The 16,006-nt window shown below is 59.5% G+C and carries 13 protein-coding genes and 1 pseudogene; 4 read left to right on the top strand and 10 right to left on the bottom strand.

Going from position 1 to position 16,006, the window contains the following annotated elements; translation table 11 throughout:
• Nucleotides 1-53 precede the first annotated feature (53 nt).
• From JOD78_RS02410 to JOD78_RS02375, 8 genes are all read right to left on the bottom strand, one after another.
• Entirely contained in the window at nucleotides 54-944 is an 891-nt protein-coding gene (locus JOD78_RS02410; RefSeq protein WP_209568944.1) for an N-formylglutamate amidohydrolase, read from the bottom strand.
• 29 nt (nucleotides 945-973) lie between these two features.
• Complete coding sequence (locus tag JOD78_RS02405; protein WP_209568947.1) at nucleotides 974-1,957, bottom strand: oligopeptide/dipeptide ABC transporter ATP-binding protein; 984 nt, start codon at nucleotides 1,955-1,957, stop codon at nucleotides 974-976.
• Nucleotides 1,958-1,959: 2 nt separating this feature from the next.
• Nucleotides 1,960-2,919 carry an ABC transporter ATP-binding protein gene (locus tag JOD78_RS02400; protein WP_209568949.1) on the bottom strand — a complete coding sequence of 320 codons (960 nt, stop codon included), beginning with the start codon at nucleotides 2,917-2,919 and terminating at the stop codon, nucleotides 1,960-1,962.
• Nucleotides 2,920-2,928: 9 nt separating this feature from the next.
• Nucleotides 2,929-3,894 (bottom strand): ABC transporter permease, encoded by a 966-nt coding sequence (locus tag JOD78_RS02395; RefSeq protein ID WP_204725514.1) that lies wholly within the window; start codon nucleotides 3,892-3,894, stop codon nucleotides 2,929-2,931.
• A gap of 13 nt (nucleotides 3,895-3,907) precedes the next feature.
• Complete coding sequence (locus tag JOD78_RS02390) at nucleotides 3,908-4,879, bottom strand: ABC transporter permease (protein ID WP_204725513.1); 972 nt, start codon at nucleotides 4,877-4,879, stop codon at nucleotides 3,908-3,910.
• 329 nt (nucleotides 4,880-5,208) lie between these two features.
• Nucleotides 5,209-6,786: an ABC transporter substrate-binding protein gene (locus tag JOD78_RS02385; protein WP_209568951.1), complete on the bottom strand. Its 1,578-nt coding sequence runs from the start codon at nucleotides 6,784-6,786 to the stop codon at nucleotides 5,209-5,211.
• A gap of 224 nt (nucleotides 6,787-7,010) precedes the next feature.
• A complete protein-coding gene (locus tag JOD78_RS02380; RefSeq protein ID WP_204725511.1) occupies nucleotides 7,011-7,766 on the bottom strand; it encodes an IclR family transcriptional regulator in 756 nt (251 codons plus the stop codon).
• Between the two features lie 128 nt (nucleotides 7,767-7,894).
• Nucleotides 7,895-9,103: a porin gene (locus tag JOD78_RS02375; RefSeq protein WP_209568953.1), complete on the bottom strand. Its 1,209-nt coding sequence runs from the start codon at nucleotides 9,101-9,103 to the stop codon at nucleotides 7,895-7,897.
• 361 nt (nucleotides 9,104-9,464) lie between these two features.
• Between JOD78_RS02375 and JOD78_RS02370 the strand changes: the two genes are divergently transcribed.
• Entirely contained in the window at nucleotides 9,465-10,055 is a 591-nt protein-coding gene (locus JOD78_RS02370) for a sigma-70 family RNA polymerase sigma factor (RefSeq protein WP_204725509.1), read from the top strand.
• A 106-nt stretch (nucleotides 10,056-10,161) separates the two neighbouring features.
• Here JOD78_RS02370 and JOD78_RS02365 read toward each other — a convergent pair whose 3' ends face one another.
• Together JOD78_RS02365 and JOD78_RS02360 are read right to left on the bottom strand one after the other, a co-directional pair.
• Entirely contained in the window at nucleotides 10,162-10,926 is a 765-nt protein-coding gene (locus JOD78_RS02365; RefSeq protein WP_204725508.1) for an IclR family transcriptional regulator, read from the bottom strand.
• Between the two features lie 525 nt (nucleotides 10,927-11,451).
• Nucleotides 11,452-12,180, bottom strand: coding sequence for an SDR family oxidoreductase (locus JOD78_RS02360; RefSeq protein WP_209568955.1), 729 nt, complete (start codon nucleotides 12,178-12,180; stop codon nucleotides 11,452-11,454).
• 134 nt (nucleotides 12,181-12,314) lie between these two features.
• Here JOD78_RS02360 and JOD78_RS02355 point away from each other — a divergent pair, with 134 nt between their 5' ends.
• The 3 genes and pseudogenes from JOD78_RS02355 to JOD78_RS02345 all read left to right on the top strand — a co-directional run.
• On the top strand, nucleotides 12,315-13,700 hold the full coding sequence (locus JOD78_RS02355; RefSeq protein ID WP_209568957.1) for an aminotransferase: 1,386 nt from the start codon (nucleotides 12,315-12,317) through the stop codon (nucleotides 13,698-13,700).
• A 373-nt stretch (nucleotides 13,701-14,073) separates the two neighbouring features.
• Complete coding sequence (locus JOD78_RS02350) at nucleotides 14,074-14,673, top strand: hypothetical protein (RefSeq protein WP_209568959.1); 600 nt, start codon at nucleotides 14,074-14,076, stop codon at nucleotides 14,671-14,673.
• Nucleotides 14,674-15,488: 815 nt separating this feature from the next.
• Nucleotides 15,489-15,812, top strand: a pseudogene (locus JOD78_RS02345) (helix-turn-helix domain-containing protein); the annotation flags it as partial.
• Nucleotides 15,813-16,006 lie beyond the last annotated feature (194 nt).

Raw genomic sequence — 16,006 nt, 5'->3', positions numbered from 1 at the left:
TCCTTTTCGACGATTTCCGATTCTGTGCTAAGTGAGGAGGTGACGCAGTAGCCTCACGGTGCGGGCGTCACCGGAGGACTCTGGTGCATATCCTGGCGCAGGTGCTCGGCCAGCGAGCCCAGGAAGCTGCTCAGATCATGCTGCAGGCGGTCGAATCCCTCATGTTTCTCGCAGCGTTTCTCGTTCATGTAGACGCTGCGCTTGATTTCGATCTGGATGCTATGTCGGCGCATCGTCGGAACACCATAATGCTGGACGATATAGCCGCCCTGATACGGCGTATTGATCCTGACGCGATAGCCGCGTCGGTCAAACTCGCCGGCGATCCACTCGGTGAGCGCGCTGCTGGCCGAGTTGCCCTTGCGGTCGCTGACCACGATGTCGGGGCGATCCGCGCCATTGTCCACGTTCATGGCATTGCCCACCGACTTCATCGAATGGCAGTTGATATGCCAGACGCGGCCGAAACGCTGGAACGCTTCATCGAGCAAGTCCTTCAGAACGGCATGGTAGGGATGATAGTAATGACGCAGGCGATGTTCGACCTCCTCGATGCTCAGCTTGTCCTGATACATCGGAATGCCCGGCAAGGCGTGACGCCGGATCAGGCCCATGCCGCGGCCGCATGCCGCTGAGGGTGTGAGCGCATGGGGCCAGGGCTGTGCCAGCATCTCCTGGTCGATATCATCGGGCGCGCGATTGGGATCGATGTAGGCCCGCGGAAATCGCGCCGACAGCAAGGCCGCTCCGACCGCCGGCGCGCCCGCCCACAATTCGTCGACGTACGCATCCCAGGTGGTCTGCAAGACCTCGGCAGGTGCCACGATGCCGCTGTTGAAGGGATACATCGTGCCACTGTGGGGCGAATCGACCACCAGCGGCAGCTGGGTCTCGCTCACGCCCGGGCGCAGTAATGCATACACTTGATTGACTGACTTGATCATTGCTTTTTCCGTTGGATACTGCGACGCCATCAGGCGTCATTGAGATGGCATGCAGACCAGTGGCCATCGCCGATGCTGCGCAGCATCGGCCGTTCCTCGCTGCAGCGGCGCATGGCGCGCGGACAGCGAGGGTGAAAGGTACAGCCGGTGGGTGGGTTGAGCGGACTGGGCAGCTCGCCCTGGATCGGCCGATGTTGCACCACCTTGGCATCGAGCCTGGGCGCATCGGCCATCAGCGCCTGGGTATAAGGGTGGTTGGGCCGGGCGAACACCGACCGCTTGTCGGCGATCTCCACGATGCGGCCCAGATACATGATCGCCACCCGATCCGCGATGTATTCGACCACCGCCAGGTTATGGCTGATGAACAGATAGGTGAGTTGCTTGGTCTCGCGCAATTCCATGAACAGGTTGAGAATCTGCGCCTGCACCGACACGTCCAGCGCCGAGACGGCCTCGTCGCAGACGATGAACTTCGGGTCCAGTGCCAGCGCGCGCGCAATCGCAATGCGCTGTCGCTGCCCGCCGGAGAACTGGTGCGGATAACGACCGGCATAGGATGGGTCAAGACCGACCTGCTTGAGCAGATCGCCGACGAAGGCAGAGGCATCCTTGCGTTGCACCAGTCCGTGATACAAGGCCGCTTCGCTGATGACCTGATCCACGCGCTGACGCGGATTGAGCGAGGCATACGGGTTCTGGAATACCATCTGAATGTTCAGGTGTGTCTGCAGGCTCGGCTTGGTCATATCCTCGCCTTCGAAGGCGAGACTGCCGCTGGTGGCCGGCAGCAGACCGGCAATCATCCTGCCCACGGTGGATTTGCCGCAGCCCGATTCACCGACCAGCCCCAGGACTTCACCGCGTTCTATACACAGCGAGACTTCATTGACCGCGTATACCCGCTGTGCCGGCGGCTTGGCCAGCCCCAGCTTGCCCAGTGCACGTGTGAGCCCGCTGCTCTTGAGGCTGAAGCTCTTGCTCAATTCGTTGGTCGTCAGCATTGTTGTCATCCTCATGCACTCAATGGGTAAAAGCAGCGATGTTCCCGGCCGCCCGCAGCCACGACCGGCGGAATGGTCTGGCAAGCCGGCGCTGCACGACTGCAGCGTGGCGCGAAGGAACATCCGGGCGGCAGTCGCAGCAGGGGCGGCGTGGCACCGGGAATGGAGTAAAGGCGCTTGCCTTGATGCTCGGCCTGCGGCAGCGAGTCGATCAGGCCTTGCGTGTAGGGATGCAGCGGCTGCCGGATGACCTGCTGTACCGGCCCGCGCTCGATGATGCGGCCGGCATACATGACGCACAGATCATCGGCCAGATCCTTGACCACGCTGATGTCGTGGGTGATCCAGATCAGGGCGGTTCCGCTTTCGCGCGCCAGCTGTTTCATCTCGTACAGGATCTGGGCCTGGATCGTCACATCCAGGGCTGTGGTCGGCTCATCGGCGATGATCAGATCCGGATGATTGATGATGGCATTGGCGATGGCAACGCGTTGACGCATGCCCCCGGACATCTCGTGCGGGTACACCCGCATGCGCTCCTCCGGGGCCGGGATGCCGACCCGCTTCAAGGCATCGCAGACGCGCGCATCGATCTCCTTGCGCGATACCTTGCGATGGATGGCAATGGTCTCGCCCAGTTGCGCGCCAATGCGCATGACCGGGTTCAGAGACATCATCGGATCCTGAAACACCATCGCGATGCGATCCCCGCGCAACTGGCTCCAGCGCTTGGGGCTGGCTTGCCGCAGGTTCTCGCCGTTGAAGATGATCTCGCCGCCCGTGACACGGCCCGGCGCGTCAATCAGGTTCATCAATGAAAAAGCCGTGACGGACTTGCCTGATCCCGATTCGCCGACGATGCCCAATACCTTGCCTTTTTCCAGCGTGAACGAGACATCGTCCAGCGCCTTGGCCACACCCGCTTCCGTATGAAATTGGGTGACCAGATTCCTGACTTCCAGCAGTGCCATCTTCGCTCCTTATGCATCCAGCTTGGGGTTGAGGACCACGCGCAGCTGGTCGCCCACCAGACTTACCGCCATGACTAGCAGGACCAGCGCCACACCGGGAAAGACGCTGATCCAGTATTGGTTCGACAGCATGTAGTCGAAACCGTTGGAAATCAAAAGGCCCAGGGAAGGCTTGGTCTGCGGCAGGCCGATGCCCAGAAAACTCATGGTCGCCTCCAGCGTGATGGCATTGGCCATCTGATTGGTAGTGGTGACGATCAGAGGTGCCACGCAGTTGGGCAACACGTGGCGGAACATGATGCGGCGCGCCGGCAAGCCTTGGCCCAAGGCCGCCTCGATGTAATCCTTGCCGCGTTCGACCAGGGCCGCGCCGCGCACATTGCGGGCAAAAATGGCCCACTGCACCAGCACCAGCGCCATCAGCGTCTTGTCCACCCCCTGCCCCAGCACGGCCAGCAGCACCAAGGCCACCAGGATCGTCGGCACGCTTAGTTGCACATCGACGACGCGCATGAGCAAGGCATCCACCTTGCCGCCAAAGTAGGCCGACACCAGGCCCAGGCTGGTGCCCAGCACCAGTGCCACCAGCGCGCTGGCCACGCCGATGCCCAGACTGATGCGCAAGCCATAGAGGATGGCACTAAGCATGTCGCGGCCAGCGCCATCGGTGCCCAGTACGTAGTGCATGCTCTGGTCGGTACTGAGCGTACCGGGACTGCGTTCGGCTTCTAGGATGGAGACCTTGGACAGATCATAGGGATCCTGTGGGGCAATCAGGGGTGCGGCTACCGCCGCGACGATCAGGATGGCCAGCAGCAGTGACGCCGCCGTGCCGACGCGGCTCTTGAAGAAGCGTCTGGCCAGAACGCGCCAGGGAGACTCCGAGGCAGCGGTTTCGGTGGACGGCCTGGCGATGCCTGCTCCGGAATGAGCCTCCGATGCCAGTGCGCCTGTCTCGATATCATTCATCATCATTATGTTTGCCTCTTCAAGCCGACTTGGTCCGCAGACGCGGGTCCAGAATCAGATACAACACGTCAACCACGAAATTGATCACCACATAAAGCAGCAAGACCACCATCAGATAGGCGACCACCACCGGCCGGTCCAGCTGCAGTACCGAATCGATGATGAGCTTGCCCATGCCGGGCCAGGCAAAAATGGTTTCGGTGATCAGGGAAAAGGCGATCAGGTGACCGAACTCGATGCCCATGACGGTCACGATGGGAATCATGACGTTGGGCGCGATATGCCGCATCATCAGGCGTACCGCCCCTACCCCCTTGGCACGCGCAAACTTGACATATTCCTGTACCGCCACCTCGCGCGTGCCGGCCTCGGTCATGCGCATCACCAGGGCGATGTTGTGCAGGGCCAGCGTACTGGCCGGCAGGATGATGTATTGCAGCCCTTCCCAGCTAAGGAAACTCACCTGCACTCCCAGCAAGGAAGTGGTCGGACCGCGGCCGCCGGAAGGCAACCATCCCAGATTGACCGAAAATACCAGGATCAGCAGCAGGCCCAGCCAGAACACCGGCACCGTCACACCCAGCACCGAAAATCCCATGGCAAGCTTGTGCACGCGACTACCGGGACGCAAACCGGACCACATCCCCAGCGGAATGCCGATCAACGCCGACAGCAGCAAGGCCGCCACAGCCAGTTCGAAGGTGGCCGGCATGCGTTCGAAGATCAGGCCGATGGCCGGCTGATTGAAGACGAAGGAATTGCCCAGATCCCCATGTAAGGCATTGGTCACGAAGCGCAGGTATTGCTGGTACATCGGCAGATCCAGCCCCAGCGCATGCGAGGCGCGCTGTATTTCTTCCAGTGGTGCATCCGGTGCGACCAGCAGATGAATGGGGTTGCCCACCAGATTGATCCCGACGAAAGCCAGAATCGACATCACAAAGATCACCAGCACGCTTTGCAGCGCGCGCCTCAACAACATCTCAAACATCGTTCCGCTCCCATGTCGAATTCACGCCGGACTCCTGCTCGCGATCAGGAGGCTGTCCCGGCAGCCCCTCGCAGCTCATGTTACGCCGTATCAATGAGCGATACTATATATTATCAAGCGATACCGTGTCAAACAAAGATCACCATCCGAAACATCTTTTCATGCCCTGCGATTCCAGGCGGAAACCCAGTTCCAGAGCGGGATTTCAGCAATCATCGCAGATCGTCTTCGGGCGCGGAGCCGTGGAGAAACCGTGGTTCAGCAAAAGAAAAAAAGGAGTGCAATCTGCACTCCTTGCGCACTCCTTCCCGGGTCGTATGCGACGATCTTTACTTCTGGCGGATATCCATGGCCATGGTGAATCCGTCAGCGCGCGGTGTCAGAACGAGGCTCTTCTTCATGGCCCAGGATGCATTGAGGTGCTGCAACGGAATGATGGCGACATCGCTCAAGGCCAGGCGGCTGGCCTGCCGCTGCAGATCCGCCCGGGTTGCCTCATCGGTAGTACCCGCAGCGCGTTCGATGAGGGCATCCACTTCCTTGTTGCTGTAGCGTCCATAGTTGCTCACGCCAACAGAGGCTGCCGCGTTGTAGCTGTGGATCATCGACACCAGCCCCGTGAGTGAATCGCCGGTCACCGCCCCGTTGCCGACCAGGAAGGCACTGAATTCAGGCTCGCCGCTGCCGCCACTTCCGAAGGCACGGGTCTGGAACACGGCATATGGCATCGTCGCCACGTCCGTCTTGATCCCCACCTGACTCCATTGCTGGGCGACCGCCTCGCATAGTCGGGCGTCATTGACATAGCGGTTGTTCGGGCAATGCAGGGTCAGCTGAAAACCTTGCGGATAGCCCGCCTGCGCCAGCAACTCCCGGGCCTTGGCGACGTCATAGGCGGGCATTCCGAGGTCGGCGTCGTAGCCGAAGAATCCCTTGGGCACCGTTTGCAACGCCGCCGTGGCATCGTCCTTCATGAGGTACTTGATGATGCCGTCGCGATTGATGGCCATCGTCATCGCCTGACGCACCTTGAGATCCTTCATGGGATTCTTCTTCAGGGGGGCACCACTGGCGTCGCGCACGAAGGGCGAACTGTCGCGGAACTGATCCAGCGCCAGATAGTTGAGCATGTAGGACGTCACCGAGACCAGCTTGAAGGCACGCAGCGATGTCTCCATGTTGGCGGTGATATCGTTGATGATGTCCAGCGAGCCCGACAGCAAGGCGGCTGCGCGAGCCGGCTCACGCGGAATGAACTGGAAGCTCACGGTATCCCAAGGCTCCTTCTCGCCCCAGTACGTCGGATTCTTGGTGAGCACGAGTTTCTGTCCATGCAGCCAACTGCCGAAGCGATACGGTCCGGTGCCGATGGCCGATTTACCATTGGCGAAGCTTTCTTCGCTGACGTGCTCACCCAGGGATCTGGGCAGGATGGCGATGAGGCCGAGATTGTCTGGCAGCGTCGGGCTGACGTGCTTGGTCTTGACCTGCACGGTCAGGGGCGCACTGACACTGATGGCGCTCACTTCGCGCAGATAGGAGCGGAAGGTGCGCGGTCCCGAAAGATTCATGGCGCGCTCGATCGAATACTTGACGTCCTCGGCCGTCATGGTCTGCCCATCATGGAACTTCACATCCGGCCGCAACTTGAATTCCCAGGTGGTCGGATTGAGCATGCGCCACGACAGCGCCAGGCCAGGCTTGGGACGCAGCTGATGATCCTGGGCCACCAGTGAGTCATAGACGTGAACCCAGATGTTGCGGTTGGCGCTGTTGAGCACATGGGGATCGGCCGAGGTGATCTCCGCCTTGAACCCGATCTTCAGTTCAGCCGCCTGCACGACCGACGCCAGCAGCCCAACGGCAATACAGGCTGCGGCAAATACTTTCCTCACTACCTTGAACATGTTGCGACCCTCTCCTTGACTTCGATTAAACAGTTGAAGCTGCCGCCATCAGCTCATTGCCTGTCACCCTCTGGCCGGTGCAGCAATGCGTCCGGCCAGAGGCAGAACACAAGAACCGTATTGGCGCGCCCGCTTATTTCATGACGGCTTCGCCTCGTTGTCGCTCGCATCAACCATCCTTACCAGCGGCCGCCAGGTGAGCACATGGATATTTCGTCCGGCGCTCAACGATATCCCAGATTCATTGACAATTGGCGCGCCGCCGTTCGCAGCATGCCTGCCATTGTCGCGACCTCCTCGCCACCGATACGGCTGGCCGGGCCGGCCACGCTGATGGTGGCCATCACCTCGGCATTGGCATTGAAGACAGGCGCTGCAATGGCCACCGAATCGACCGACATCTCACCGTAGGAGACCGCATGCCCCGCCTGCAGGACCTTGGCCAGCGCCTGCTTGAGGCTGCTGCGATTGACCAGCGTGGCCCCGGTAAAGCGCTTGCGTTCTGTGCGCAGGATATGATCCTGAATCTCCCGCGGAGCATAAGCCAGCAGTACCTTGCCTGACGCTCCCGCATAGAGCGGTCGCCGGTTACCTGGCTCGCACGGAGCGCTGACCGGCTCTACGGATTCCCAGCGTGCAATGCAGACCGATTCCAGACCATCGCGAATGCGCATCTGTACGGTTTCCTGGCAGGTAGTACCGATCTGACGCAGATATTTCTTGCCCAGTCGGGCCAGACTGATCTGACCTTCGGCCTCCACCCCCAGGTACAAGGCATTGTGGCCCAGGCAATAGACAGGTGCCTGGTGATCACGACATACCAGACCACTCTTCTCTAGCGTATAGAGCATGCGGAACGCCCGCGCCTTGGTCATCCCCGAGCGTAGCGACAACTCCGTCACACCCAGGCCGGGACATTTCGCCACCAGCAGGAGCAGCCCCAGCGTCTCTTCAACTGCATCGATTGTGTAATCAGTCATGACTCTGATGTCTCGGCAGGAGTCCAGCGCGGTTCTCCGGCGCTGCATAGGCAGGCCGACGTTCCAGAAAAAAGCCAATCCCGCAAGCGAGATTGGCAAAGAGGAGACACCTCAAGAAAAACGGAACCTTAGAAGCGATGCAGGATGCCCAGCGCCAGGGCATTCTGCGACTTGTCCGCGCCCGGCGCGCCATTGCTGGTCAGGCCCGGGCTGTACATGTCGGAGGCCCGCATGTTGGCCACCATCGCATACAGCAGGCTGCGCTTGGACAAGTTGTAGTCGGCACCCAGCACCAGCGTGGTGAGCTTGCCCTTGTTGGATGCACCCACGAAGTCGTAACGGGAATGGATCACGCTGCCCTTGAAGACCCAGTTACCCAACTTGTAGTCGGCACCGACGTCATAGATATCAGCACGCGAATTGTTGATGCCGCCCGCAGTGAATGCCGCCACGCCGCTGGTGGCGGTCGCTGTACGTACAAAGTTGACCGCAGTACCCGACGAGGCGTTGACCAGCGGCTGCTTGACCAGCGAATAAGTACCGCGCAGGGTCACCGGACCGATATCGTAATTGCTGCCCAGCATCCAGACCTTGGTGCAGGTGTCGCCTGCATTGCCCAAGGTGGAAGTATTGCAGCCGGCGTTGGTGGCCGCGCCCTGATCACTGCTGGTATTGGTGGTGGCCGAGCCGACGGTCGCCGCCTTCTTCGACTGCCAATAGGCGAAGCCGATGCCGAACGGGCCATTGTCATAGTTGGCACCCAGTCCCAGCGACTGACCGGTGCTGTTGGAGCCGACCGTTTCGCCGAAGGCGTAAGTGAAATTCGCCTGGAAGCCACCGAAGTTCGGCGTGGTGTAGTAGATCATGTTGTTGGCACGTTCGCCAGTGGCACGATCCAGATTGTTGCCATGCGCCTTGCCGGTGAAGGGCAGCATGCGCGATGCGGTGGAATACTGATTGGCGATGAAATCGGTGTAATCCTTGCGGCGACCCAACTGCACATCACCGTAGTTTCCCGACAGACCCACCGTGGTGCGGCGACCGAAGGTGGCACCATTCTGCGTGGAGGCGCCGTTATCCAGCGTAAAGCCGCCTTCAATGACGAATTCGGCCTTGTTTCCGCCACCCAGATCCTCGGCACCACGGAAGCCGAGACGCGACTGCGTGTACTGACCCGAATCGATGCCCACGCGGTTACCTGTGCTGGTACCGGTGGTAGCCACTTTGTCGACATAGCCCAGACCAGCCGTGGCAATGCCGTAAATCTCCACCGAGCTTTGCGCACAGGCGGTCCCCACGATGCCCAGGCAGGCCAGTCCAATTGCGGATTTCTTCACATCTCTCTCCCTTGATACCAGATTGTCGATAATAGAAACATCACCCCAACGTCTCACTAAGCAAACCAATGTAACGATAGGCGATATGTTAAACAGCTGTATTGAGATCGTCAACGATGTTTCATCAAAAAATATACGGTATTATCATGTGAAACAGAAGTGACTATTCAGGTGCAGAAAATACACCGGAAGATGCGCCGGCAGGCGACTTTGCCCAAAACGAGACCATACCCGGCTTCAATGTTGGCTGAAGCGGGTGTTTCATTGAACGAAGAGCGCTGGCGTGCTCCGTACATTGCGTCGATGACTACCTCAGGCCATGCATGCCAGCCTATTGACACCTGAGTACAAGGAAAGCGAGATGCAACACGACATGCCGAAAAAGAGGCAACAGCGCCGCGTACCGGACGCCGATCTGGCCGCAGACGACGCTGGCTTGATGGCGAGCATCGCCAAGGGCGATGTGCTCGCTTTCGAGAAATTATATAAACAGTATGGTCCGCGGCTGACCGCGTTCCTACGTCGCTTCACCGCCCACCCCCACCTCATAGATGAGATCATCAACGACACCATGTTGGTGGTATGGCAGAAAGCGCACACCTACAACCAGACCTGCAAAGTCTCGACCTGGGTGTTTTCGATCGCCTATCGCCAAGGTCTCAAAGCACTGCGCAGCTTGCGGCAAAAGACAGAGATCTTGGTCGACGAAGATGAACTCAGCGACATGCCTGAGCCGGAGCAGCAGATGAACCATCTGCAAATGAGGAAATTGCTGGAAAACGCGCTGGGGGAGCTATCGCTGGAGCAGCGTAATGTGATCGCCCTGACCTACTACCACGGCATGGCCTACGACGAGATCGCACACACCATGAGATGTCCGGTCAATACCATCAAGACCCGAATGTTTCATGCACGGCGCAAGCTCAGATCGCTGCTGCATGCGTATCAATGAAGGACCAAGAGGCGTTCCAGGCCGGACCGGGAACGTCTCCCGGGAGGACTCGACTCATCGCGCGAGCAGTCCGGCTTGAAAGCTATACAGATAAGGCCTGTGTTTCTCAGGCCAGCGCGTCGACGTAACCGAGCAGTTGGGAGAAACGGGCGGCGGACTGGGTGATGATCTTGACGTACTTGTCCAGTTTCTCTTTGGGAACGCGGCTCGATGGCGCCGTCATGGACAGCGACGCCACCACATTGCCTTGGGAATCGCGCACCGGAGCAGCGACCGCCACCATGTCCGCCGTCTTTTCGGAATGGGAAATGCTGAAGCCCTCCGCCAGGATCTTCTTGAGTTCCTTCTTGAGATCGGTCTGCTTGATGATGGTGTTCGGGGTGAATTTCTCCAGCTTGCCGGAGAGGATCTCGGCCTGCACATCGGCCGGCGCATAGGCCAGCAAGAGCTTGCCGGAAGCCCCTGCAAACAAGGGACGACGATCACCCAACTGGCTGTGAACCCGGATCGCATGCGGTGCATCCCACCACGCCACGCAGACCGTATCCATGCCGTCGCGCACCCTGACCAGGACGCTCTCGTTGCATTCGTTTCCGATATCCTGAAGGATGTCACGGGCCACGCTGACCAGGCTCAACTGGCCCTGCGCGGCGGTTCCCAGAATCAGCGCACGATAGCCGAGGCTGTAGGTCGCCATGGGCAACTGACGCCGTACCAGACCGCGCTCCTCCAGCGTAGTGAGCAGCCGGAAGGCTCGCGCCTTGGTATTGCCGGAGCGCTTGGCCAGCTCGGTCACGCCATGCCCCCCTTCTTCAGCCACCAGAAACAGCAGCTCTATCGCCTTGCTGACGGCATCGACGGTGTAACTCATAAATCAGTTTCCTTGTTGTTCAACGCGATCGTCACGAGACCTTCGCCAGCGCCTGGTCCCGCCCCACGGGTTGGCCATTTTCGCAGAAATAGCGGATGGCGGTCGCCCGCCCAGGCGAATCAGGTCACGGCTTCTGGCACCTGGTCCGTAACCTGCCCGATGAAACGGAAGATCAAGAGCAAAACGATACACTGTTTCCCTGACGGAAACAATACAAGTCTGTGGCATGGCGGTGCATCTGCTTGGCGAACCAACTGGCGCGCCATCGCCACTGACCGTGGCCAGGCATGCAGACCGTGACAGCCGATGGCGCAATCCGGGAGGAGACGCTCAGATGAGAAAATTTGCAGTCCGGGTAAGAACGGCCGAACAAGCCTATACCTACATGGAACTTGCTCACAGCAGCGGCGACGCGGCGGCGGCAGCTTGCGATCGCTTCGGACCGTGCGGCGTGACGGTCATCCCTCTGTCCGGCCATGGCTACCGCCCTGCCTGAGATCGCCAGCCTATACGCCCTGGCGGCGCTCAAGCCAGGCTTGCCACCGGCTGCTGCCCGAACGCTTCAGCCAGAAGAAACTCCACCAGATGCCGCGCACAGGTAGCCGGTTCCGCCAGTTGCCCCTGCGCCCGCAGGCTAAGAAACAGTTCCCGCAAAGGAAATCGCTCGGCGGGAAGCTCCCGCAGTTGCGCCTGCATGTCGGTATCGACCACCCCGGGGGCCAAGCTGCAGATGCGCAGCCACGGCAAGGCATCCTGCGCGACCGCGCGTGCATGCTGGTCCAGCGCGGCCTTGCTCGCGCCGTATACCGACCACCCAGGATAAGCGTGGCGACCAGCACCACTGGACAGATGCAGGATGCGGCAAGTGCATCCGGGGCGGGCTTGCACAAGTGTCGCCACCCTGGCCGACAGCATGAGGGCCGAGCCGACATTGAGCATGACAGCCTGGGCGACGTCATGGGCGCACTGGAATGGCAACGCAGCGCTGGGTTCGATCGTGGCAGCGTTGTTGATCAGCAGCACCTGCCCCTGATCTGCGAAAAAGGCCGCCAATATGCCACTGTCTAGCCAGCTGCCCAGTTGCCGGGGATCGGCCAGATCGATCGCCTGTTCATGCAACAACCCGGGCCAGTGCCGGGCCAGCGCGTCATTGCGGCCACGCGCCAGCCCCAATACCGCAATCTCGCGTTGCATCAATTCGGCGGCGATGGCCGCCCCAAGACCACGGCTGTGGCCGGTCACGATGGCTTTCATGTTGACTCCTGCGGTCGGGATCCTGCCGGTGGGGGAACCGCCGGCGCTGCGATGCCACTCAACGAGAAATGGTCCGCCACGGCACGCTCTGCTCCGTTGGCGCTCCCCGAGGCAAACTTCTGCTGACAAAAACCATGAACCATATCGTCGGTCGCGTACTGGAGCAAAGAGACTATCGGGCCATTCATCTGGCGCGACATCTGTTGCCCTTCGAGGATCACAAGTTCCTTCAACCCGAGCATGCACGCGTCATCGTACGCGGGCAGGGCCTGCATGTCTGGGACGAGCAGGGCCATCGCTTGCTCGATGCCATGTCCGGCCTGTGGTGTACCACCCTCGGCTACGGGCGGCAAGAGCTGGTGGACGCGGCCGCCAGGCAGATGACGACCTTGTCCTACTGCAGCCAGTTCTTCAACACCACCCACCCTGCCGTAGCCGAGCTGTCTGCCCGATTGTTCGAGCTGCTGCCGGCCTGTTACAGCCGCGTGCTGTATTGCAACTCGGGCTCCGAGGCCAACGAGACGCTCATCAAGGTCGTCCGCCGCTACTGGGAACTCGCCGGCCGCGCCGGCAAGCGCGTCATCATCGGGCGTCACAATGCCTATCACGGTTCGACGGTTGGCAGCGCCTCCCTGGGCGGCATGAAGATGATGCACGCGCTGGGTGCAAGCCTGCTGCCGGAGGTCGCGCACATTGAGCAGCCCTTCTGGTTCGGCTATGACGGTTCGCTGGGCCAGACCGAGTTTGGGTTGCATGCAGCGCAAGCCCTGGAGCGCAAGATCATTGAACTCGGTGCGGACAACGTGGCGGCATTCGTGGCGGAGCCCTTTCAGGGCGCCGGTGGCATGATCTTCCCGCCCGCCAGCTATTGGCCCGAGATACAGCGCATCTGCCAACGCCATGACGTTTTGCTGTGCGCCGATGAGGTGATCGGTGGCTTCGGACGGACCGGTCATTGGTTTGCGCATCAGCATTTCGGGTTCCAGCCCGACCTGATCACCATCGCCAAGGGCCTCACTTCCGGCTATGTGCCCATGGGCGGATTGCTGCTCTCCGAGCGCGTCGGCGAGACATTGGCCGAGCGTGGTGGCGTGTTTGCTCATGGCTTCACCTACCAGGGGCATCCGGTTGCCGCAGCGGTCGCGCTAGCGACCTTGTCACTGCTGGACCAAGGCGGTGTCCTGGCGCGACTGGCCAGCTGCACCGGGCCGTATCTGCAGGCCCAACTGCGCAGCCGGCTGGGCGACCATGTACTGGTCAACGGTATTGAAGGAACCGGCGCGGTAGCCGCCCTGCAGCTGGCCCCGAAAAAGCAGGGCAAGCAGCGCTTTGCCAACGAAAATGCGGTGGGGCTGTATTGCATGCAGCGGGCGCAGCACCATGGACTGATCGTGCGCACTTCCGGCGCACGCATCATCCTTGCGCCGGCGCTGGTGGCCAGTCTTGCCGAAATGGACGAACTGATCGACAAGCTCGCGCTGACGCTGGATGACACGGCGCGGGCTTTGAAGATGGCGTGATCATGAGCATGCACCTGCCCATGCATGTTCACTCCTTGCTGCGCTCGATGCGTAGGCGACGCGGCCAGCGGCATGCCCGCATGGCAAGCAACCCCAGCACCGGCATCCTGCGCTCACTGCGGTACCGGACCCTGGCGCTGCGTTGCGTAGGCGTGGAACCGCGCTGCCGAACCTTGCCACCCAGAACAGTCCGCCTTCGCTGATCTCGGCGAAAGCGGTACGCCTTGTCAAGACAAGACGGGATTCCCGGACATGCTTTCTCATCCTCGCATCCCGATCGATCATGGGAGATCCTAACGTGTCCGCGAAGCATTCACCCTTTTCTCTTTGGGGCCTGACGCTGGAGGCCGAGACCGCTCCTCATCAGCCGCCCATGAAGCAAACCTTCATCGTCCGGCTCGGGCAGGAAGCCGGCGTACTCACCTTCGCCTCGGCACTGGATGCGGAAATCTATTGCCAGCATCTGGCGGCGAGCGGCGGAGGCAGATGGCAGCGAGAACGCCTGGAACGTATTGACCTTTCCGTCGTGCTGGCAGCGATACCGGAACAACAACAGCGGCTCATGCTGTCGCTGGGGTACTATGCCTCCGAGAGCAACGACTTGCTCGCCGATGACAGCCAATCGCTCGTGACGCCCTTGCTGCCGGTGCAGTTCGATATGCGCCAGCGGCGACATGGCCCGCGCCAGATGCGTATCGGAACCGATATTCCGGCCTTTGTCCAGTATTGGTGGGGCCGTATAGGGGGCGAGAATTATGCCCAGCTGATCGGTGCGCTCGAAAATCACTCCGAATGCGCCGTGAGCCAATGTGCGACCGAGGCGCTGCGCAAGATTCACATTACGGGCATCAGCGACTATCTGCGTACGTGGACCATTAAGGGAATTACTGAGATCTATGCGTTGTACCGACCGGATGCCGGCGAATGGGGCTTCCGCCGGGCAAGCCAGGAGCCAGTACGACAGCTCCAATGATGGCCGGAAATTTCTACTTTAGACGGGTAAGGCGCGCATTGCGAAACGCCCTGTGAGATCGCTCCTGCCCAAACCAGTTGGGACTGTCAACCATGATTCTTAGCTCGTTTATAAATAACCGGGTCGTTTCGAAGCACAACTTGCGCGGCAAGCGGAAAAATTTCTAGATCAACCTTGACCCATCCGCGCTTCTCAGGAGGTAGCTTTCAATACTCAGCGGAAGAAACTCAAGGACAAGATAGCCGTTGAGCTAGCGCAGAATAGTTTCCTAAGGCTGGCTGCGGCGATGCTCAATCTTTGGAAAAACTAAGGGGGGAGACTGAACCGTCCGCCCTTTCCATCCTTCGTTCCCACCCTCCCCAGCTTATGATCTACGAAGCGCAAAGTGGGAATCGTTCTTGCCACTACATCGGTTGTATAAGCAATTTTTCCATTTCCTTTGTATAGCCCTTCAGCGACGGGTGAGCAATGACACGTATGCTACAGGTTGACTGAAGATGCGACGCTGCTACCTAAAATTTCCTAGCCGGTCTCCCGCAAAATGGTGAGACTCACGACATGAATTACGCTCGGCTCTTGCCTAAGGACGAAGGCGAGATGATTATCAAATTTCAATTCAATACTCAACGGAAGAAACTCAAGGACATATCCGCTCCGATGAGAAGCGTTAAAGGAAGCTTGTCTGGAAAAATAAATTTAACAGTCACAGTGTTGAATTGCATTTAAATCTGACCCACTTTCTCAGGAAATTTGCATCCTAAGTTGACCCATGTTTAGACCACAATCCTGCTCATGACAGCGAGCGGGAGAACGGAGTGATAAACGTGGCCCTACTTGGAATTATTCGACGCTGGTACATTAGAGACCATATCTCAATCCGGGAAATCGCCCGCCGCCTGGACATCTCCCGCAATACGGTTCGCCGTTATATCCGGTCGGACGCGATCGAACCAGCATACCCAGCAAGGCATTCACCGAGCTCTCTTGATGAGTTTGCTCCCAGGCTCTCCGCTTGGCTGAGCGCTGAGTCCGTTAAATCTCGAAAGCAACGAAGAACCCTGAAACAGATGTTCCTGGATCTAAAAGAACTGGGATATGAAGGGTCGTATGACCGTGTGGCCGCCTTTGGTAGGCGGTGGAAGGTGGGTCAAATGGAGAGGGTCAAATCTGCGAGCAAATCAACAATCGCGGCCTCGCAAGGGGCGAACATAGTTTTACTATAGGCCACAAATCTGACATTTCAATCAAAAATAGGAGCTAGTCAAGATCTGGAAAAGGAGGATGGTTCTTTCACTGGAATTGGAGATTTTGAAAGTACCAATTATTCCTTTAT

The sequence above is a fragment of the Herbaspirillum sp. 1130 genome (genome assembly GCF_017833835.1).
GTDB classification, from domain to species: Bacteria; Pseudomonadota; Gammaproteobacteria; order Burkholderiales; family Burkholderiaceae_D; genus Herbaspirillum; species Herbaspirillum huttiense.
The sequence above is the reverse complement of the archived record's forward strand: the minus strand, read 5'-3'. Positions and strand labels throughout refer to the sequence as shown.